18 protein-coding genes are annotated in these 23,686 nt (G+C 27.5%); 1 reads left to right on the top strand and 17 read right to left on the bottom strand.

Annotated features, from left to right (window positions below):
* Positions 1-2 precede the first annotated feature (2 nt).
* The 4 genes from CM240_RS05305 to CM240_RS05290 form a co-directional block, all read right to left on the bottom strand.
* Positions 3-5,441, bottom strand: a complete 5,439-nt coding sequence (locus tag CM240_RS05305; RefSeq protein WP_044037159.1) for a collagen binding domain-containing protein — start codon at positions 5,439-5,441, stop codon at positions 3-5.
* A gap of 816 nt (positions 5,442-6,257) precedes the next feature.
* Entirely contained in the window at positions 6,258-6,485 is a 228-nt protein-coding gene (locus tag CM240_RS05300) for a glutaredoxin family protein (RefSeq protein WP_044037157.1), read from the bottom strand.
* A gap of 78 nt (positions 6,486-6,563) precedes the next feature.
* Positions 6,564-7,061, bottom strand: coding sequence for a GNAT family N-acetyltransferase (locus CM240_RS05295; RefSeq protein WP_044037155.1), 498 nt, complete (start codon positions 7,059-7,061; stop codon positions 6,564-6,566).
* A 176-nt stretch (positions 7,062-7,237) separates the two neighbouring features.
* On the bottom strand, positions 7,238-7,738 hold the full coding sequence (locus CM240_RS05290; protein WP_044037153.1) for a GNAT family N-acetyltransferase: 501 nt from the start codon (positions 7,736-7,738) through the stop codon (positions 7,238-7,240).
* 248 nt (positions 7,739-7,986) lie between these two features.
* Between CM240_RS05290 and CM240_RS05285 the strand changes: the two genes are divergently transcribed.
* Positions 7,987-10,608, top strand: coding sequence for a hypothetical protein (locus CM240_RS05285; protein WP_044037151.1), 2,622 nt, complete (start codon positions 7,987-7,989; stop codon positions 10,606-10,608).
* A 199-nt stretch (positions 10,609-10,807) separates the two neighbouring features.
* Here CM240_RS05285 and CM240_RS05280 read toward each other — a convergent pair whose 3' ends face one another.
* The 13 genes from CM240_RS05280 to CM240_RS05220 all read right to left on the bottom strand — a co-directional run bounded on the left by CM240_RS05280 (position 10,808) and on the right by CM240_RS05220 (position 23,524).
* Positions 10,808-11,641, bottom strand: a complete 834-nt coding sequence (locus tag CM240_RS05280) for a deoxyribonuclease IV (protein ID WP_044037150.1) — start codon at positions 11,639-11,641, stop codon at positions 10,808-10,810.
* A gap of 122 nt (positions 11,642-11,763) precedes the next feature.
* On the bottom strand, positions 11,764-12,237 hold the full coding sequence (gene ybaK / locus CM240_RS05275; RefSeq protein WP_044037148.1) for a Cys-tRNA(Pro) deacylase: 474 nt from the start codon (positions 12,235-12,237) through the stop codon (positions 11,764-11,766).
* Positions 12,238-12,339: 102 nt separating this feature from the next.
* A complete protein-coding gene (locus tag CM240_RS05270) occupies positions 12,340-13,188 on the bottom strand; it encodes a YitT family protein (protein WP_044037146.1) in 849 nt (282 codons plus the stop codon).
* 155 nt (positions 13,189-13,343) lie between these two features.
* Positions 13,344-13,730 carry a GtrA family protein gene (locus CM240_RS05265; protein ID WP_044037144.1) on the bottom strand — a complete coding sequence of 129 codons (387 nt, stop codon included), beginning with the start codon at positions 13,728-13,730 and terminating at the stop codon, positions 13,344-13,346.
* 116 nt (positions 13,731-13,846) lie between these two features.
* Entirely contained in the window at positions 13,847-14,278 is a 432-nt protein-coding gene (locus tag CM240_RS16775; RefSeq protein WP_242838499.1) for a PilZ domain-containing protein, read from the bottom strand.
* A gap of 401 nt (positions 14,279-14,679) precedes the next feature.
* Positions 14,680-15,267 carry an ATP-dependent Clp endopeptidase proteolytic subunit ClpP gene (gene clpP / locus CM240_RS05255; protein ID WP_044037143.1) on the bottom strand — a complete coding sequence of 196 codons (588 nt, stop codon included), beginning with the start codon at positions 15,265-15,267 and terminating at the stop codon, positions 14,680-14,682.
* Positions 15,264-15,671, bottom strand: coding sequence for a helix-turn-helix transcriptional regulator (locus tag CM240_RS05250; RefSeq protein ID WP_051483704.1), 408 nt, complete (start codon positions 15,669-15,671; stop codon positions 15,264-15,266). The genes clpP and CM240_RS05250 overlap by 4 nt, the downstream gene beginning before the upstream one ends.
* 70 nt (positions 15,672-15,741) lie before the next feature.
* Positions 15,742-16,905: an enoyl-ACP reductase FabV gene (fabV, locus tag CM240_RS05245; protein ID WP_044037141.1), complete on the bottom strand. Its 1,164-nt coding sequence runs from the start codon at positions 16,903-16,905 to the stop codon at positions 15,742-15,744.
* 150 nt (positions 16,906-17,055) lie between these two features.
* Positions 17,056-18,327, bottom strand: coding sequence for a cytosine deaminase (codA, locus tag CM240_RS05240; protein ID WP_044037139.1), 1,272 nt, complete (start codon positions 18,325-18,327; stop codon positions 17,056-17,058).
* A gap of 14 nt (positions 18,328-18,341) precedes the next feature.
* A complete protein-coding gene (gene codB / locus CM240_RS05235) occupies positions 18,342-19,577 on the bottom strand; it encodes a cytosine permease (protein WP_044037137.1) in 1,236 nt (411 codons plus the stop codon).
* A gap of 316 nt (positions 19,578-19,893) precedes the next feature.
* Positions 19,894-20,922, bottom strand: a complete 1,029-nt coding sequence (locus tag CM240_RS05230) for a 3-deoxy-7-phosphoheptulonate synthase (RefSeq protein ID WP_044037135.1) — start codon at positions 20,920-20,922, stop codon at positions 19,894-19,896.
* Between the two features lie 257 nt (positions 20,923-21,179).
* Positions 21,180-21,833: an HAD family hydrolase gene (locus CM240_RS05225; protein WP_044037134.1), complete on the bottom strand. Its 654-nt coding sequence runs from the start codon at positions 21,831-21,833 to the stop codon at positions 21,180-21,182.
* 89 nt (positions 21,834-21,922) lie between these two features.
* Positions 21,923-23,524: a Na/Pi cotransporter family protein gene (locus tag CM240_RS05220; RefSeq protein WP_084485379.1), complete on the bottom strand. Its 1,602-nt coding sequence runs from the start codon at positions 23,522-23,524 to the stop codon at positions 21,923-21,925.
* Positions 23,525-23,686: the final 162 nt, after the last annotated feature.

Genomic DNA, 23,686 nt, shown 5'->3' with positions numbered 1-23,686 from the left:
TTCTATTTCTTTTTCTTTTTCATTTTATTATTTACAAATAATCCGACACCTGCTCCAATTACCACTATAACTGCTACTCCTATTCCTACATCTCCAGTGCTTATTCCATTTTGTATTTCATCTGCTTCTTCTTCTTCAACTTCTTCTGAATCTGCAGCTTCTTCTTCATCTACAAAATCTTGTTCAGCTTTTGTTCCTTCTTCTATCTCTTCTTCTGGTAACTTATCTTCTTCCTCAATTACTATCTTTTCTTTCTCATTTAAGATTGCTCCTAAATCTACTTTATTTACTTCATCAGTTACTTCAAACTTTTCTTTATACTCAGGAGTTAAATATCCACTTGGCGCTTTAGTTTCTTCTAGTATATATGTTCCTGCTTCGTTTAATGTTGATGATACTATTCCTTTTTTATCACTAGTTATTGTATCTATCAATTTAGCCTTTCCATCTGTAACTTTATATAGTTTAAATTCAGCTCCAGCAAGAACTGTATTCTTATCTATAGAATCCACTTTTGTTGCAGTGAAACTATATTCTATCTTTTCTTTCTCTTTTTCCTTATTCTCTATCTTACCTAAATTAACAACATTTTTATCATCAGTTACTTCAAATGTCTTTTTAAAGTTTGGTTCTTCATATCCTTCAGGTGCTTTCACTTCTTCTAATACATATGTTCCTGCTTCATCTAAAGTTGATGTTATAGTACCATCATTACCACTTATAAGATCTTTTATAAATACTTCTTTTTTATCTACAACTTTATATAGCTTAAACTCAGCTCCAGGTAAAACCTTAGTCTTATCATTTGAATCTACCTTTGTTGCTGTAAAACTATATTCTTTTTTAACTACTACTTCTTTAATATTTTCTATATTTCCAAGATCAACTATATTATTATCTTCAGTTATTTCAAATTTTTCTTTATAAGTTGGAGTTACATAACCTGTTGGAGCCTTAACTTCTTCTAATACATATGTTCCAACTCCATCTACCTTAGAAGTTATAACCCCTGTATCTGTTGTAGTTATTGTATCAATAAGTTCTGACTTATTATTAGTTATCTTATATAGCTTAAATTCTGCCCCCGCTAATGGCTTATTAGTCTCTCCATCTACTTTAGTGGCTGTAAAACTATATTCTTTCTTTTTATTTAAAATCTTTCCTAAATTAACTTGATTATTTGTATCGCTAACAACAAATTGCTCTTTATATTGTGGTGTAACATATCCTGTTGGTGCTTTAACCTCTTCTAATATATATGTTCCAGCACTATCAAGTTTTGATGAAATAACTCCATCATTACCGCTTATAAGATCTTTTATAAATTCTGCTTTTCCATTATTAACTTTATATAGCTTAAATTCTGCACCAGCTAATTTTTTAGTATTATCTACTGAATCTACTTTTTCTGCTGTAAAACCATATTCTATCTTTTCTTCTTCTTTTTCCACTTCTACTTCATTTGTTGTACGATCATTTACAACAGCAATATTACTTATAGTTTCTCCACCTTTAACATTTTTGAAGCTTACTTTTATTTTTATTCTAGAATAAACCATTCTGCCTTCTTCTTCTGTAGTAAATCCATGTATATCCTGTTTGTTTACTACACTTACAGTGTTTGTATTCTTATCATAGTTTACATCAAATAATCCAGCTTCATCTTCAAAACCTAAATATTCAAGTCTTGGATCTAACTTATCTTTAATATTTAATGTTCCTTTCTTAATAGCACCATTAGCCCATGTTTTTATAGTATAAGTAACATTTTGATCATCTGAATTATTAGTTACTATTGATTTATCAGCTTCTTTTATAGCATTCAATCCAAAACTATCTACATATTGATCTAATGTATGTGATGCTTCTCTACTATATTCCTCTGCATCCATTGTAGCACTATTTGCATATGAATCTAATTGCTCAACTATCTTACATGAATATGTTATTTCATACTTACTTGCTACTTTAGCTATATTAATACTGAAGTTTCTTCCACTAGCTACTATGTTACCTTTTAAATCATCAGTTACATCAATACCTTTAGTAAGATTTTTTATCTTAATACTTGATGGCACTATTTCCATTCCCTCTGGTACAGCATCTTTAAATTTTACATTACTTAATTCATTTTCCTCTGGATTAAGAATTACTTTATAATTAGCTAAAGTACCTATTGGTAATGGACTATTTTTTACATCACTAATACTAACTAATTCTTTTGTTATACCTACTATATTTGCTATATCAACATCTAATTTAGTACTTGATTCATACTCTTTATTTGTTGTAACTACTGCTAAATTCTTATATCCATCTTTAATATATTTTTTTATATTTGTATTATATTCAATTTTATATCTAGCATTTGTTACATCTTTAATAACAATTTTTAACTTGTCTTGATTTCCATCTTCAGAAACCGTAATTGTATAATCCTTACCCTCTGTAAGTCCAACCCATTCACCATTTTCTAATTGTTTAGTAACTGGTATATAATATTTATTTAGCTCCATACCTTCTGGTATTGTATCTTCAAAAACAGCTTTTCCTGTTAAATTAAGTCCATTATTAACCATAACTAAATAATTAATATTCTTATTTATAACCTCATTAATACCATTAGGCTTTAATGATAAATTATTTACTAATAATCCATCATCCGCTTTAATAAACTTACTAATATTATCGTCAAAATTTATATCAGACTCTTCTGTTACTACAGCACTAGAACTATCTCCTTTTGTATTAGCCTTATAAGTAAATGTAGCTGTATTTTCAAATCTTCCTTTTAGGTCAGTTATTCTTGTCTTATACTCTACAATATACTTATCAGATATTTCACCAAAATTAATTATTAACTTATTATTTTCATAACTAACTTGGAATTTATCTGTAACATCTACATTACTATATTTTCCTTGCTTATATATCTTTACAGATCCTTCTGCCAACTTCATACCATCTGGAATCACATCAGTTAATGTAGCATCTTCTTTGTAAAGACTCTTTTGATTTAATTTTATCTTATAAGCAATTTCTTTTCCTATAGTATTTATTAACCAGTTGTCTCTCTTGATAGTTATTTCTTTTGCTTCTTTCCATCCATCTTGTAACACATACTTTTCTATAGGGTTATCTTCTGAATCAGCATTTTTACTTGGAATTACAGTTACTGAATCTTTTTCCACTTCACTACTATTAAATTTAAGTTCTGCATCATTAGTATACTGTTCCTTAAGATTAATAATTTGTGCAGTATATTCTACCTTATATCTATCACTTATAGTTCCAAATGTTACTTTTAATAAATTATCTCCTGTTACTGTTTTAAATTCTTCAGTAACATCTTTATATACATCATCACCTAAGTCTTTATATATTTTTACTGTATCCTCTAATAACATCATTCCTTCTGGAATTGTATCAGTTAAAGTAGTATTTTTCTTATTCTCTAATCTACTGTTTACCCAAATTCTATACTCTACTTTTGTTCCTATTCCAATTGCATCATTATTTAAATATTCCTTTATAGGTCCTTGTTGTTCTCCCCATTGTAGTACTACTTTATCTAATGACTTATCAATTGGTTTAGGATTTCCTCCTGGTTTTACAACGACTGAAGATTCTTCCTTATCTTTTCCATAAGTAAGTATTGCTGTATTCTTATAACTATCCTCTTTTTCTACTATCTTAGTTTTATATTCTACTTTATATCTTTCTTTAATAGTTCCAAAATCTATAACTAACTTATTCTTACTTGATGAAGCCTTTACTTTACTTAAAAATTCTTCATCCATATTAACCCAATTATATCTGCTTGTTTCTTTCTTTATTACTATTGAGTTTAAATCTAATTCCATTCCATCAGGAATACTATCAGTTAATTTTGCATCCTCTTTCTTTTCTAATTTATCATTAACCAATATGCTATAATCAACTGTTTGTCCAACTACTTCTCCTGTTGTTTCATTTGGTTTTACAACAGCAGTATTACTTTGTCCATTAGCTTGTTTTAACAAATCATTATTCCCTGGAACAGAATAATTAGGAGTTAATGTTGTTTTATCAGAATCATTTCCTCCATCCCAAGTTAAATTTGCTATGTTTTCATATTTTTCTTTATCTTCTGTTATTTTTATATCATATTCAACTGTATACTTATGAGCTATATCTTCAAATTCAATTTCTAAATTACCTTTTGATGTAATATTTTTAGATTGACTATAAAATTCCTTAGTTACATCTACTTTATTTCCTTTTACATATTTGTAAACTTTCACTGAATCCTTTATAATCTCAGTTCCTTCTGGAATCTCATCTTTTAATACTACGTCAGATTTCTCTTCATATTGTCCATATTTTCCTTCTTTATCATTAATCTTAATTGTATGATGATACTTTTGACCTTTTACTGATCCATTTTCATCAGGAGTTATTGTTAAAGCATTTGGAGTATAATATGGATTATCCATTGTATTAACAGTTTTTACAACATTGCTATCTCCTGGTTTATCTACTATTTCAGGAGTAGCTGTAACAGAATCTTCAGCATCTTTTTTATTACTTGATGTAACCTTAGCTGAATTTACATATTTTGCTCTTCCTTCTTCCACTTTAGTTTTATAAGTTATTACATATGTATTACTTATATCACCAAGATCTATTGATAAAATATTATTTTTTACCTTTGGATCACATTTTACTTCTTTCCCTGTACCATCTTCAGATAATTTCTCTAATTTTACTGAATCTTCAATTAAAGTCATTCCTGTAGGTATTGCATCTTCAAAGGCAGCATCTTTTAATGAAGTAGCCTTTTCATTAATTAATACACTATAGTCTACTTCTTCACCTACAACTATACCTTCTTCATTTGATAAAATTGTATAATTTGGTTTTGTACCCGGTTGATTAGTTATTTTCTTACTTATTAATGTTCCTGTAGTGTCTTGAGGAACTAAATTTATGTTAATATCTATTTTCTCTCCTGCTATATCTATAGATATCTTCTTTTCTTCTTCTTTCTCTATAGATCCTACTGTGGCAGACATACCTAATTCACCACGTATTGCAGTATCTATTTGATTACCACAAATTAATGTCACTATTTTACTTCCATTTGACTCACTTATATTCATATCTTTAAAATGATGTTCAGGATAAGATGGAATTATATCTTTAAACACTTCAGGTAGCTTAAATATAAATTCATCTCCATCATTAGGTTTCTGGTCCTTCGTAGCATAATCTAAATGAAATTCTACAGTTTGTCCTTCCTTTAACTCAACTTTCGAATTGATATCTACTTCTTTACCATCAACTTTCATTACTAATATTGAATCTAAAGATTCAGCTAGAACTACTTCTGCAGGTATAATATTTAGAATCATTGTCATCATAAATACTATACTAACAAACCCCGCTATTACCTTTTTCATAAACTTTCCCCCTATTAATTATGATATTACACCAAATGAGTCTTAAATTTCATGTTGTAATTGGAAAATACGTCGTCATATTTTTTTCTCATTTTACATAATGCAACACATAACTCATCCAAATAGAATTATAAATTTTACAATTTACTTTTTCTTAAATTATATTAATTTTTTAGGAGAATGTCTCTATTTTTGTCGTAAATGTATAGTTTTTTGTCGTAACGTATTGAAGTATCGTCGTAAAAGGCTGTTTTTTATTCTTAAACGTAATAAAAAATCAATTTTGTTACTCCATGTAAAACAGCATTATAATTTCAATTGTAAAATAAATCTCAATGATATCTATAATTCAAAGAGATATTACCCGAAGAGTTTGTTAGCTTTTCTCATTAAGTTTGATGGATAAAAAGTAAAGCACAAAGAACAAGGTATAGATGAAATTTTAAGTGTTAAGTTGAATATTATAAGTTATACTATTTCTTTTACTTAGATTATAGTTAATATAAAAGTCGTTAAAGAAAGCTTATGAAGGTTGCACTTTCATGAATCGTAGATTACGAATTATACTATAGTTTTTGTATTTATAATAAATATTAAAGCACTTTGCCGTCCGCGGGACTATAATAAAATTCTTCCCAAATAAGAATTTTCACCTTATTTTTGCCCTGTTCCTTCTAACCTGTGCCATGATAAAATGAACTATCTCTCACGAAAATTCATTGGTTATTACGACAACCCCCACCTTAATTACAAATTATGAATAAAAAAAGGCTCTCGCCTACAAACTTTCATTTGTTATTGCGAGAGCCTCGTTTTCTATTTATTCATTGCAGTTTCTATAGCTGTTTTATCAAATCCTACAATTATTTCTCCATCTATATCAATAACTGGTACAGTCCTTTGCCCTGATACCTTCATTACCTCTTCTCTATCCTCATGAGCATCTGCCACGTTTATTTCTGTATATTCCCATCCTTTCATATCAAAGAATTTTTTTGCCTTTATACATGCTGGACACCAAGATGTAGAATAAATTTTTATCATATGTAAATCTCCTTTAATTTTAATTTAGTTATATTTAAATATAACAATGTAAAATTAAATTGTCAATTTAATAAACTATTATAGTAATTCTTTTTCATAAATAAGTAAATCTAATATTCTATCAAACTTTTTACCAACATTCTTCATATGAGCACACTTGTAAAATCCCGCTTTTTCAAACAATTTTACACTTTTATAATTTTCACCACATATAAGAGATAAAAGTGTTCTTATTCCTTTCTTCCTAGCAACTTCTTCAATAAATTCTAATGCTATATATCCTATGCCTTTACTAGTTACATTATTATCTAAATAAATAGTTACCTCTGCACTTATTCTAAATGCCTCCCTTTTACTATATGGAGCTAGCAGTACATATCCTATGATCTTATTCCCATCCATTATTACAAAACTCTCATATAGATTATCTTCACTGAACAATATCTTCTTCATTTCATCATCAGAAATTTTATTAATATGAAAAGTAGCAGTAGAATTTTCTATATAATATGTATATATATTTTTTAATCTATGTAAATCTTCTAATTTTACACTTCTAAATTGAATATCATTCATAATCTATTCCACCTTACAAAGCAATTCTATGAAAATTATATAAAATTTATTACTCATCATCAACAATATTTTATTCCATAAAAAATGATGCACAATAAATTAAATTATCATTGTGCATCAAACCTATTTTTATAATGAATTAAGTAAGAAGTAATATATTCACTATTTTCACTAACCTATACAGCTTTCTCCATTATATAATCATCCATTATATACCCAGAACCTATATTTGTTACTTTCTCTGCTGTCTTAACAAATCCCATCTTCTCATAAATTTCTATAGATTTACAATTTTTCTTATTCACATTCAACCATATTTTTTCTAGTCCATCTCTATCACATATATGCAATAAATGCTTTATAGCAATCTCAGCTATACCATTGTTACGATACTCTTTCTCAACATATAATTTACTAAGATATATTTGATTTCCTTCTTTTTTAAAAGCTATATATCCAACATTGGATCCTTTAAAATTTAATATACAATATTTATAACCATCATTTTTTATTTGTCTTTTTATAGCATCACGAGATTGAAATTTACTAACCATATATTCAATTTGTTCTTTTTCAATTATAGATATATAATGTTCATTCCAAACATTTGTTGCTATATCTTCCACCTTCTTTATTTCATCTTCTGTACATACATATAAAATTCTAATATTCCTCATAATTTATCCCCCTTTAAACAAATGAAAACATTTACTTATTACTATTATACATATCTTTCAGTGAAAATTACAAGAACTAATTTCAATTTATTCATTTTCTTTACATTTTGTTAATATATCATTGAGAATTTATATTATTTATACTTTTCTACATAAAAATCTATTTTTTTACAAAATATTGTACCATTTTATGTATTTTTATATATAATATATAGTGTGAGTTTATATTTTCAAAATGGAGGATCAAAATGGCATTCGATAAACAAGATTTATTACAATTAGAAAAAACAAAAGAATATCCATATGATAACAATGAAATTACTGACTCTAATGGATATATACTTGATGTTGCACATAACCACATTATATTTCCCATTGGAAACAAAAAAGTTCTCTTACACCCTTTTACTAAAGAATATCTATACTTTGAAATGTATTATGATAAATTAGCAGATGATGCTAAAAACCTCCTTATGAACAGCTACAATAAAGATTATACAGATATTTTAGGATTAATAAATTTTTGCGAAAATAGTATAATGCCTTTCATTAATGATGCTATTAAGACAGCTGAAATTTTTGGTAAAAACTTTAAATATAATAATTTTTATGATTGTATAATGCCTGTTATAAAAGAAAATTGCACATCATTCTTAACAGAAATACTTGAATTAAAGGATAAATATCTAGAAGTAGAAAAGGCTACCAAAAATATAATAGATTTGGATAAATTTAAAAAATTAAATCTTTTACAACAAAGATTTAATAGTTTAACTAATACTCTTAAAAATAGCTTAAATAATGGAACAATAACTACTGTTACAAAAAAAGCTATTTCACGTAGAATGAATAATGTAGCTATAGCTATAGATAATATAAAAACAGTAACTCAAGGTGAATGGGAATTAAAGAAACTCTACTCAAATCCAGATTTTATAAATAATTTATGTGATAATATATCTCAAGATATTTTGAACTTTAAATTAGCAATTAGAAAAGTATCTTTTGAAATATACGGAGAAAAAATCCCTTGCCTTTTTAATGAAAATAATAAAAAACATTCAATTGAAATATATAAAAATTTAAAAAATGATTATTATACTGAAAATATTATTTTAGATAAGATAGTGGAAATGCTTATTGAATACCCACTAAACGAAGATTATTATACTTTGGCTATGATTCATAGTCTTGATGGAATATACAATCTAAAAAATTATGCTGAATATTTCTTTATAGACTATCATAAAGCTCGAGAAAAAGCATTAATAAAAATTAATTATAATAATGAAATTTTTTCTATTTATGAAAACGCTGCTAAAATTTTTGAAAAAGACCTTAAAAATAATGTCTTTTACAACGAATTAAAATTCAAGTTCAGTAAACATTTATTTAAAAATATTAAATCTTCTTTAGATTTTCACCCATTTAACAATACTTTTTATATATATGAATCAATAACTGACAGTATAAAAGAAAAAGTTTTTCAGGCATTTGAAAACTTTGCATATTTTAATAGTGATATTCCACTAATACTTTATGAAGAAAATTCAAATTGTCAAATATTAGAAGGATTGTTGATATCAACAGAATATATATATTTTACTAATAATTATAAAGAGAACATAGCAATGAATATTATGAATATCACCAATATAAAGATAGATAACAATGAAATATACTTCAACAATGAAAGTACTGTTATCTCAATGATTCCAGTAAATGAAAGAGATTTATTTCTGCAATTTGTAGAATATATTATTTATATGATAAAATATATAAAATTGTATAACGGATATAATCTAAAAGATATACTTAATTTAAGATATCAATATTTAGGTAATGGCAATAATCTAAATCCTTGTTTTGGTGAAACAACATTAATATTAGAAAATAAATTATTTAAGAACAGATTATATCATAAGATAAAAGGATCTTTGACTGGAAATTTAAATAAAGATCTAGAAGCAATTATATCTACATTTAATTCAAATAAACTAATAAAAATGTTTCCATCAATTGACGATTCCAATAAAATCAAACTTGAAAATGCTATTAACTGTTACGCTAATATAAAAGATGAAATTCCTCTAATTCTTTATGACAGCACTGCATTTAATACTGGAAAAGATGGATTTGTCGTTACTAATAAAGCCTTATACTACAAACCTTTTATGAAAAACTTTATAAAAATCGATATAAACTCAATAAATAAAATAAGCTTTATTAATGATAAATTATTAGTTAATGATATAGAAATAGAATATAACTCTATTCCTATAAGTGATAGATTTAATTTTAAAAACTCATTAGAATTATTGCTTTATAGATTGCGTATTGAAATTGGAATAGATCCTCATGTACGAAAACCACTTATAAATCAATTAAAATTGAACAAGTTATTTAATTATGATATTGATAGCTCTTACAAATTCGAAATTGATTATACTAAATCTATAGACTTAAATATATCAAAACTTCTTAATGATATTTGTAATACTAAAATTCGTGCCATGATATTTACTTTTAATGAAAATGAACATAGCAAAAAGAAATTTGCTGCTGCCACTGAATTATATATAGATGATAGCATCGAAGAACAAGGATATTTTTTATTTGATAATATCAAATTGAATGGTTCTAGAGAAAACATCTTTTTAACTAATAAAGCGATATATTGGAAGAACCCATGGTCAAGTTGTAACTTTATTTTTTATAAAGATATTAATTCTTTTGATGTAGATGAAAAAAACATTATTATTAATGAAAATCCTATATCGATAACTAGCATACCTAGCCACTTTCATGAAGACTTTAAAGATATATTAATATCCGTTATTAACATAATAAAAGCTATGACTCTAGTATAAACTAAATAGTAAATTTAAAATGAGCTGTTACACGAAGAGTGTGGCAGCTTTCTTCAGTAAGTTTGCTATAACAAAACTCAAGACACAAGTAGATGACGCCAGAAATTTTCACTTACTCTCTGTGCTTTCTATACGTGCCATAATAAAAGAAGCCATCGCTCACGAAAATTCATTCGTTCTTGCGACAGCCCCCAACCTTTTACTCTTCATAAATGCTTTTTAATAAATCTATCTCTTTTGCATAACCATCTAACTCATTAGGTGTTTCTAAAAAAAATGGAAGATGCTTTAATTTAGGATGATTTATTATATTCTTTACTGCATCAATTCCTATAAATCCAGCTCCAATTTTTTCATGTCTATCTTTATGACTTTTAAAAGGATTCTTACTATCATTTAAATGAATTGCATATAATCTATCTAATCCAATTATTTTATCAAATTCTTCCAAAACCTTATCTAAATCATTAACAATATCATATCCAGCATCATATATATGACATGTATCTAAACATACTCCCATATGATTTTTCAATTCTACTCTATTGATTATTTCGGCTATTTCTTCAAAATTTCTTCCTACTTCAGTTCCTTTTCCAGCCATAGTTTCTAATAATACTTTTGTAGTTTGATTTGGCATTAAAACTTCATTAAGCATATCTACTATATAACTAATTCCTACATCTACCCCTTGCTTAACATGAGATCCTGGATGAAAATTATATAGATTATTTGGTAAATACTCCATTCTTTTTAAATCATCCGCCATCATTTCAATAGCAAATCTTCTAGTGTTTTCATCAGCTGAACATCCATTTAATGTATATGGTGCATGAGCTAATATTTTTGCAAAATTATTTTCATTTATTATCTTAATAAGACCTTGTATATCTTTCTCTTCTATCGCTTTCGCCTTACCACCTCTAGGATTGCGTGTAAAAAATTGAAAAGTATTGGCCCCTATTTCTAGAGCCTCTTTTCCCATGTTCGTAAATCCCTTAGTAGTTGATAAATGACATCCTATTTTTAGCATTTTATCCTCCTATAATACTAATTGTTCCTTTGTATATAAAATGATACTACAAAAATAATATCACATACAATAGATATTTTATAATAATTATTATCCATTTAATATAACATTTTTTTATAGGATTAATTAGAAGTTAGATCTGCAAATTCAGCATTTATAACTTTTGCAACTTCTAACGCATTAGCCTCTATTTGCATGCCTATCTTTCCACCACTAAAAATTATTGTATCAAATTCTGTTGCTGAATTATCAATAAAGGTTTTATATTGCTTTTTCATTGCTAAAGGAGAACAGCCACCTCTTATATACCCTGTATATCTATTTATATCTTTCACATGTAACATTTCTATTTTCTTTTCAGATGAAATTAGAGCTGCCTTTTTTAAATTTAACTCATTATTCACTGGTATTACAAACACATATAATTCCTTCGAGGTTCCTTGTGACACTAAAGTTTTAAACACTTGCTTAGGATTTTGATTTAATTTGTTCGCCACCGCAATACCATCTATATGTCCATCATCACTCTTATATTGATGAACATCATACTTTATTTTATTCTTATCTAAAAACCTCATGGCATTAGTTTTTTGCATCTTACACCCTCCTTTAATAAAAAGAGGCTATTACAATAACAAATAAGAATTTGTGAACGATAGCCTCTTTTTAATTCACATAACAGCCCTTTTTTATAAGCTTTACTCTATTTCCTTAAATCCTTCTCCTAGAACTTCATGGGACTCTCTAACACTTATAAATGCCTTATGATCAATATCTTTTATATATCTTTTTAATTTAATAAATTCATTTCTACTTAAAATAGCATAAATTACATTTATATCTTTCCCTGAATAACAACCAGTTCCTTTTAAATATGTACAACCTCTTGAAAGATCATTAATAATAAAATCTTTCACTTCATTTTCCTTTTTAGTCATTACAATAATCTCTTTTGAAGTATTAAAACCATCTATAAATCTATCAATTGTTATACCTAATATTATCACACTTAACATAGAATAAAATCCTATATCCAATCCAAATACTATTGCTGCAAAAAAAGTAATTATAATGTCTATAATTAACAATGATATTCCAATATTAATATGTAAAAATTTATTCATGACTTTAGCTAATATATCTGTTCCTCCTGTGGAAGAATTGTTATTAAACACAATAGCCATTCCAAAAGCGGAAATTATCGTTCCAAAGATTGTCGCTATTATTAGATCTGAAGTAATAGCGAAAGGATTTAAAAACTCTTCTATTATCCACATCACTACAGATAACTCTATAGTAGCAAATATGCTTTTTTTACCAAAATTGCCTCCTAAAATTACAAATGCCACTGCAAACAATAATAAATTAATTATTAATGTTAGTATTCCTACTCCAATATACGGAAATAAATAATTTAAAACTATGGCTAATCCTGTAACTCCACCAGCCGCTAAATTATTAGGTGCAAAAAAATATTCTATTGATATAGCGACTAAGATAATACCAATAGTTATTAAGAAGTATTCTTTTAAATTTTTCTTTGTCATTTTATCTACTCTCCTGAATATAATTCTAGCTTGTTATAATTACATTATAACATATTATCTTCTTAATTATACCAATCTATCCTAATGATAACTATAATTAAAGAGGGCTATTGATTTAATCACATAACCCTCTTATAAAAAATATCACTATAAAATTATTTTTTTTCTAAAAAAATCTTTCTCGTAACAAAATTCCACACCATTACTACTGCTGTTGCAAATAATTTAACAATAGCATAGAATATTCCTAATTTATCTACCATCAACCACATTATTATTTGATTAATACCTAATCCTATAACACTAAGTATAACAAAAATAATAAATTCCTTTTCTCTACTCATATCGTCACGACCAACGAATACATATTTCATGCTGCATATGTAATTGAATATAACTGATATAGTAAATGAAATTCCAGAAGAAATTAAGTAATTTACATTAAATACTTCTGTAAGTAAAATCATAATTCCGTAATCAATAACAAAAGCTAATGCTCCTATAATTCCAAATTTAAATATTTGATCAATAAGTTTTTTCATAAATTGTTACTCCATTCATAAATTAAAGTCATATTGCAAATTCTTTAATTTATCATATTACATTTTATCACTTTAATCAATATATAATAGCCATCAACATAAATTCTCACCATTAACTAAATCCCTAATTTGCACCTCTTTGGATTACATTCTTTATATGGACTTTGTACACTTTTACTACATGAAACAGAAAACTTGTTAAATATAGCTATATATTTTTCCCTTTCTGCTTCTAATATATCAAACTTACATCCATATTCAAAAAGTCCATCATATAATTCTTTTTTCCAGACTACCAATGCTGGCACTAAATGATCTTCTTCATATATAGAAAAATCTATTCCAAGAGTTATTGTATTATTTATCGGTATATCTAATCTAGATTTAAATTTTACTCCACCAGCACCAATATCTTCAATACATATAGGTGTATAACCTTTGCTAACTTCTTTACCATTAACATATAGTATAGTTAACTTACTACACATTGGTATATCTAAATTTACTCTAAAGAAACTCCTTCTATTTTCACAATCCTTCTTAGCCACCAAATATATTTACCCACTTTCCTTTAATTTTTTCTAATTTATAATAAAATGAGCTATAAATTATCTCATAATACTATATTATATAATATCTGTATTATTTTTTCACTATTTTAATTAAAATAATTTGTTTTATTGTCTCAATTGTAAGTTCTTTACATTGTATTAACATACATTATCTATTCATATAATTACTATAACTGTTCCCATTAATATTCCTCCTTTGAATTTACTGTAATCAGTATAGCATGGTAAGAATTATGATAGTGTTAGGAAATTTTATAAGAATGTTAAGATTGTATAAAGATATTTATATATAAAAAAACTATCGCAAAAACGAATGAAATTCATTTTTGCGATAGCATTTTAAATTCACATTTACATAGTTATTTTATAATAATTATTTACTTATTTTTTTTACTTATTACTTCATCTATAATTCCATATTTTTTTGCTTCTTCAGCATTCATAAAATTGTCTCTATCTGTATCTCTTTCAATTTCTTCAATAGACTTTCCTGTATTCTCAGCTAAAATTTTATTTAATTTTCTTTTATTATTTAATATATAATCAGCCATAATCTTTATATCAGTTGCTTGCCCTTTGCTTCCTCCGGATGGCTGATGAATCATAATTTCAGAATTTAAAAGGGCATATCTCTTTCCCTTTGTTCCACCAGCAAGAAGAAATGCTCCCATACTAGCTGCCAATCCAATACATATAGTTGCTATATTACACTTAACATATTTCATCGTATCATAAATTGCAAATCCTGCTGTTACTGATCCTCCTGGACTATTTATATACAATTGTATGTCTCTATCAGGATCTTCTGACTCTAAAAAAAGTAACTGTGCCACAATCAAAGATGCCATTTCGTCATTTACTTCTCCAGATAAAAAAATAATTCTATCTTTTAATAATCTAGAGTATATATCATAACTTCTTTCTCCACTATTTGTTTGCTCTATTACATTAGGAACTAAACTCATGCTACCATCTCCCCATAACACTTAAACATATTACGTTGTTCCTTCGATTTAATATAATTTAACTCTAAAGGTTTAAATTCACCTATTTTTCTATATATAAGCGGTGAAATACCATAAAAATTAGTAAATGCAAAAGTAAACGATTGTTGTGTCTCATATCCACAATCTAAAGCAATTTCGAATATTGTTTTCTCTGTAGTAACAAGTTTCCTTGCAGCTTCTGTTAATCTTCTTTTTCGAATATATTGATGAATTGTACATCCAACTTTACTTAGAAACATTCTATGCAAATGATATTTTGAATATCCAGCTATTTTGGCTATATCTTCTAAACTTAATTTTTCAGATAAATTTTTTTCAATAAAATCTATGACACCATATATAATTTTTTGATTATCCTCCATATTATAAGCACCTCCTCTTATAATAAGTATATCTCATTTTAAAAAGTATGCTTTAATATAAATTGCTATTTTATACTAAATTAATATCTCTAGAATAATCTACATTATCAAATTTAAATCCAAACATATTATAAAAATCATTCCAATATCCATCTATATCTGCAAAATTATTTATGTTTTCTGAATTAACCTTTTCCCAATATTCCATAACTTGTTCTTGCACATCTTTTCTCATTTCATAATCATCTAAACGAATTCTATTCTTCTCATCTACTATAACATTGCCTTTATTTAACTTTTCACGGAATAACCTGTTCATTTGTTCAATAGATCCTTCATGTATGTTCTTCTCTTTCATAACTTTATATAAAATAGACATATAAAGAGGAACAATTGGAATTGCTGAACTTGCTTGTGTCACTATAGCTTTATTTATAGAAATATATGCTTTAATTCCTTTATCATGAAACTCATTATTAATATCTACTGATGTATTATATAAATCCTTCTTAGCCATGCCAATGGTTCCATTGTAATATACTGGATATGTAAGTTCTGGTCCTATATATGAATAAGCCATAGTAATTGCACCATCTTCTAACACATCTGCATCAGCTAAACATTTTATCCACTGTTTCCAATCCTCTCCCCCCATAACTTTAATAGTATCATGTATTTCTTTTTCATTAGCCATCGGTATTGTCGCTTCTACTACTATATTATTTCTTAAATCTAATGACTTATTAGTAAAATTTCCTTCTGTAGTCTTTAAAGTTGAATTATAAATAGTTCCATCTTCTGTTTTTCTTTTAGGAGCTGCTAAACTATAAATAACCATATCAACTTTTCCTAGATCATTCTTTATTGTTTCAATAACCTTATCTTTCACTTCTTTTGAAAAAGCATCACCATTTATAGATTTTGCATAATATCCATCTCCCTTAGCGAATTTTTCAAAAGCGACAGTATTATACCATCCTGCTGATGCTGGTTTACGTTCTGTAGCTTCTTTTTCAAACATAACTCCTAGCGTTGACGCTCCCTCTCCATATGTAACAGCAATTCTTGAAGCCAGTCCATATCCAGTAGATGAACCTATTATTAAGACTTTTTTAGCACCATTTACTTTTCCCTTATTTTTTGTATACTCAATCTGTCTTTTAACATTTTCCATACAACCATCAGGGTGAGCAGTAGTACAAATGAATCCTCTTACTTTTGGTTCTATTATCACTATACGTACCTCCTAACATTTTTAAGCATTTCATTTCTATAGTATCAATATATTTTATTACTGTAAATACCACTAACAATTTGTTATTAATTTGTTAAATGAAAAGTGTTGCCCAAAATAATCTTATCTAGAGCAACACTTTTTTATCTCTTATTTTTTATAGTCAACTTCTTTTTCTTCTTGTAAATATACCTTAGTTTCTTTTGGATTTGTTTTAGCAATTACTTTACCTTTTCTAATAGAATATAGTACCTCAGCTCTTCTTCTCACTGCGTCATATCCACTGTCAGCATTAAGCAATATTAAATTTCCATCATTACCAACTTCAATACCATATTCATTTTCAATATTTAATGTTCTAGCACTATTACTAGAAATTAACTTTAAAGATTCATTTATATCATCATACCCCATCATTTGACATACATGTAATCCAAAATGTACTACTTCTAACATATTACCAGTTCCCATAGGATACCATGGATCAAATATATCATCATGGCCAAAACATACATTAATACCAGCCTCATTCAATTCTTTAACTCTTGTTATTCCTCTTCTTTTTGGATAAGAATCAAATCTTCCTTGAAGATGAGTATTTACTAGTGGATTTGATACAAAATTTATTTCTGACATCTTTAATAATCTAAATAGCTTATAAGTATATGCATTATTATATGAATGCATTGCTGTAGTATGACTAGCTGTAACTTTATTCTTCAATCCTGTTTCTAGAGCCCTCGTAGCTACAGTTTCTAAAAATCTTGACTGTTCATCATCAATTTCATCACAATGTACGTCTACCAGAACATTATATTTTAATGCTAACTCGAACATTTTATTTATTGATTCAACGCCATACTCTCTTGTAAATTCAAAATGTGGAATTGCTCCTATTACATCAGCACCAAGCTTTAATGCTTCTTCTAATAAATTAAGACCATCAGGATATGAAAGTATACCTTCTTGTGGAAATGCAACAATTTGTAAAGTTACATAATCCTTCATTTCCTCTCTTACTTCTATCATTGCCTTTAATGCTGTTAAATTCTCGTCAGTTACATCTACATGGGTTCTTATATATTGTATTCCATTTGCCACTTGCCATTCTATAGCCTTCTTCGCTCTCTTTTTAACATCATCCAAAGTAAGCAATTCTTTTCTTTCAGACCATCTTTCTATTCCCTCAAATAACGTACCACTTTTATTCCATTTTGGTTCTCCTGCTGTTAATGTAGTGTCAAGATGAATATGTGGCTCAATAAATGGTGCTGAAGCTAACAATCCATTTCCTTCGATTACTTCTTCATTTTCTTTTATTGAAAGAGATTTTGTACTTATTTCTGTAAACTTACCATCTTCTATTCTTATATCAACTAAACCTTCATCATTATCAAATATTCTTACATTTCTAATTAACATAAATGCACCGTCCTTTATTTATGAAATAATTTTGTTCCAATAATATACGATATTATTGTTGCAACTAAAGCGTTTATTGCTATAACACCTACATTAATAATATTTGAAACTAAAAATCCTATTATAAATGATACTATTGCTATCCAATTTATATTTTTGAATTCTGCTTTTTGAATTTCATCATACTTTCTCTTTTTTATAATAAAATAATCTGCAATAATTATTCCTCCTACTGGTGGGAGCATTGAGTTTAAAAATGTTAAAAACCCTGTAAAATTATTATTTAACCATACTGCGCCTATAGTTCCTACAACACCTGAAATTATAACTAACTTCTTTTTAGGTAGCTTTGTAATATTCGATAAACCAAGTCCTGCAGTATAAATTGCATTATCATTAGTTGTCCATATATTTAAACCTAAAACTATTATCGCTGGTATTAACAATCCTTGTGAAAACATAACATCTGCTATATCTGAATTTCCTGTTACCATCGCACCTATAGCCCCAAAAATGAACATCAGTGTATTACCAATAAAAAATGCTATTACTGTTGTTGAAACTGCTATTTTTCTATTTTTGGCAAACCTTGTAAAGTCCGGTGTAGCAGTTCCTCCACTAATAAATGATCCTACACATAATGTTACTGCCGTAACTAAAGCCATTTTACTTTCCGGTTCTATATTCATTAGTCCTTGAAGTCCCCCTACTGAATCTGCTGCCATATATGCAGAAGAACTCCCAAGGATAGCTATAGCTGGAACAGCTATTGCACTAAGAATAGTTAATGACTTCATACCAAAATAAGCAGTAGCTGTCATTAATATTCCTGTTATTGCTACCAATAAGTACAAATTAATATTTAATCTATTTGATACTGGTATCGCAAACATAGCAATTCCTACACCAAACCATCCAATTTGCGTTATGCTTGTTACAAAAGATGCAAGATAAGAACCTTTTTCTCCAAATGAATATCTAGCTAGCAAATGCATTGATAATCCTGTATCTGATCCTATATACGCTAATGCTCCTGTATAACAAGCTAATATTAAATTACCTATAATCACAGCAATAAAAAATTCTTTGAGGCTAAGTCCAGTTCCTAAATTTCCTCCTGTTAACATACTAGCAGAGAAAAAAGTAAATCCTAACATTACAACAAACATAGAAAAGAAGCCTTTTTTCCCTTTACTTGGTACATTAGTTAATTCATAATCTCCATCATAAATTTTCTTCTTTTGTTTCATTTTATATCCTCCTAATCATATAGATAGGAAAACCAGTACTTATCTTTTGTAAAAAAAATACCCTTCTATTATTTATAGAAAGGTTGTCCGCATAACAAATATACACATATATTTGCATATATCTGTTATTCCATATTTACCAACCTTATTAGTCTCTCTGTACTAACTTTAAAGGACTAGTTTTCTTTTCGTTATTATATAATTATTATTAAAACAAAGTCAAGATGTTCTTTTTTCTTGTTCTTACATAAAAAGGAGCTATCGCTCACAAATTTTTATTTGTTAATACAACAGCTCCTTCTTAATATATATTATTTTATACCTGATCAGCTATGAAATAAAGTAATTTTTCAGTCTCTTCCCAACCTAAACAAGGATCCGTAATTGACTTACCATATATATGTTCATCAACCTTTTGGCATCCTCCTTCAATATAACTTTCAATCATAACACCTTTAACTAACTTTTTAATATCCCCATTGTAATTTCTACTATGAAGAATTTCACTTACTATTCTAGGTTGTTCTGCATATTGCTTTCCTGAATTTGAATGATTCGCATCAACTATAACAGCTGGATTTGGCAATTGATATTTATTATATAACTCTAAAGTCTTCATTAAATCTTCATAGTGATAATTTGGTATATTATTTCCATATCTATTTACGGCCCCTCTTAAAATAACATGGGCATAAGAATTACCACTAGTTCTAACCTCATTATCTTTGTAAATAAAGTCATGTTGTAAATTAGCTGCTTTTATAGCATTAAACATGATTGATAAATCTCCACTAGTTGGATTTTTCATACCAACAGGTACATCTACCCCACTAGCTGTAAGCCTATGTTGTTGGTTTTCTACACTTCTTGCTCCTACTGCAACATAACTTAATAAATCTCCACAATAAATATGATTACATGGATAAAGCATTTCATCTGCTGGTGTTAAATGAGTTTCTTTTATTGCTCTTACAAACATTTTTCTTATAGCAATTAATCCTTCAAGAATATTAGGTGCTTTTTCTGGATCTGGTTGATGTAACATTCCTTTGTATCCTTCACCTGTTGTTCTTGGTTTATTTGTATAAATTCTTGGTACAATAAATAACTTATCTTTAACTTTATCATTTACTTTTGCAAGTCTATTTACGTAGTCACAAACAGAATCTTCATCATCTGCTGAACATGGACCAATGATTACTACAAATTTATCACTTTCACCTGTAAAAATCTTTTTTATTTCTTCATCTCTTTCTGCTTTAACTTTTTTCAAATCTTCTGATAACGGTACCATATCCATGATTTCTTCTGGTGATGGTAGTTTACGAATATTAGTAAAACTCATAATAGCCCCCCTTTTTTTGAATACTTCAAATATATAACTATTTCGTAAAATAATCAACATTTTCTTATATTTCGATGATTTTCTTGTGCAAATAAATCTTAATGCATAATTATTATACTATAAGTAAATTTTGAAAGTCACCATCTATAATTTATGCAACTAATCTTGCATTACATAACTTTATATTTTACTGCAATTTACTAGTTGCATTTCAGAATATCTTCTAAAGATTATATATAATCGTACTACTTTTTCATTTATCCTTTCAAAAACTCTCCAACTTCTATTAGGCTTTTAAAACTCCTATAACAATACTTTTTTATATCATTATCAGCCTTTTTTAAATCCTCAACATGGATTCCAATCATATTTGCATTATAAGCTGCTTCTATTCCAGCAGGAGAATCTTCTATAACAATACATTTTTCTTTATCAACTTCTAAGTTACACGCCGCTTTAATAAATATTTCAGGATTAGGTTTAGATTCTAAAATATCATCTCCACAAACAATGGCATCAAAAAAACTTTCAATTTCTGCAGCTTCTATTTGCTTTGTTACTCTATTCCTTCTTGCAGAAGTAGCAAGAGCAACCTTATAATTATTTTCTTTTAGATACTTAAGTAAATCATAAGCACCTAATTTCATAGGAACTTCGTTATTTCCTATAACCTTTGCAAGCATAGCATCTTTTTCCATGTACATTTCTTCTATAGGCATATTTTCTCCGAAATTCTTCATAAAAATTTCTTTTACTTTTTTTCTACCCCTACCCATAACAGATATATATACTTCTTTTGTAATTTTATACCCGTATTTTTCAAAAACCTTACTCCATATATCTAAGTAAACTCTTTCTGTATCAAAGATTACCCCATCCATATCAAATATTATTGCTTTTACTTCTTTCATAATTCCTCCAAATGTACTATAAAGGGGTATATTAAGAATATATATTTATACCTTGCTGTAGTAAAGCCATCCCCTATGTTTATAATAAATTATACTATACTCTCTACTATATTAGTAGAATGATCCCCTATTCTTTCTAAATTACTAATTATATCTAAAAATATAGTACTTGCACTGGCGCAACAAACTTTTCTATTTAATCTTTTTATATTGTTATTTCTAAGAGTTTTTTCATATCTATCTATATCCTCTTCAATATTTTTAATCTTTTTAGCTTCTTCATTATCCTTATTACTATAGCAATCTATAGCTAAATTTACAGCTTCAATAGTCCTATTATACATATTTATAAGTTCTTCTCTTGCTTCTCCATCTATATCAATCTTATTTTTTCTCTTTTCAACAGCTAATTCCATAATATTTTTTGCATGATCTCCGATTCTTTCAATATCATTAATTACATGAAAAGTTGAACTAAGAATTTTACTATCTTCCTCTGGCAATTCATGAGATGATAACAATACCAAATAATCTGTAATCTCTTTTTCCAACATATTTATTGTAGCTTCATTTTTATATGCCATTTCCATAGATTTTTCATTATCTTCCAAAAAACCTTCCATAGATAACTTCACATTTTTCTTTGCTAATTCACCCATTCTTATTGTTTCTTTAAACACTTGACTTGTGGCTATAATCGGATTATCTAATAACTTTTCATCTAAATATATTGCTCCGGTATGTTCTATAACATCATCTCCCGGCATCAACTTATTAACCAACATTACTAAATATTTAGACATAGGCAATAAAACCATAGTAACACAAATATTAAAAATGGTATGAGTATTTGCCACTTGCCTAGCAACATCTGATGGATCTATTTTTTGCACTAAATCTATTACTATATTCATAAATGGTAAAAAGATTATTACTCCAATAGTATTAAAAAGTAAATGAATTAATGCAGCTTTCTTAGCAACTCTATTAGATCCAATAGATGCTAACAATGCCGTAACACAAGTACCAATATTACATCCTAATATTATTGGCAATGCTACATCCATACCTATAGTTCCTGTTGTTGCCAACGCTACTAAAATTCCAGTTGTTGCTGATGAGCTTTGTACTATTGCAGTCATAAGTAGCCCTGCCGCTAGTCCTAAGAATACGTTTTCTCCAATTACATCTAATATATTCATAAACAAAGTTGACTCTGCTAGTGGAGCCATTGATTCTGACATCATACTCATTCCTAAAAACAATATTCCAAACCCTAAGGCTATTGATGCTAAATCTCTAATTTTTTTTCGCTTTGACAATAATATAATAATAGCCCCTAATCCAATAAATAAAGGTGCTATCGCGTCTAAATTAAATGAAACCATTTGTGCTGTAATAGTTGTTCCTATATTAGCCCCCATAATTACACCTACTGCTTGTACAAGAGTCATAAGCCCTGCATCAACAAAACTCACTACCATAACTGTAGTTGCACTAGAACTTTGGATTACAGCAGTAACTAATGCTCCTATTGCAACTCCTACATATTTATTACTAGTTACTTTTTCTAATACAGCTTTTAACTTCTCACCAGCAGAGTTTTCTAATCCGTCTCCCATCATATTCATTCCAAATAGAAATAATCCTAATCCTCCAAAAAGTTCAATAAACATATTAATAACACTCAATTCACTCTCTCCTTTGAAATACAATATCTGTTTTATATTACTATACTTAACTCGTTTTAACATAAATTTAACATAGATTTAACATTATTTGTTGATATATCTATATATTGTTTGTCCATTTTTGTATAAATATATTACATCTCTTTGTTTCATTATATTTAT

Source organism: Clostridium bornimense (assembly GCF_000577895.1).
GTDB lineage: Bacteria > Bacillota > Clostridia > Clostridiales > Clostridiaceae > Clostridium_AN > Clostridium_AN bornimense.
The sequence above is the reverse complement of the archived record's forward strand: the minus strand, read 5'-3'. Positions and strand labels throughout refer to the sequence as shown.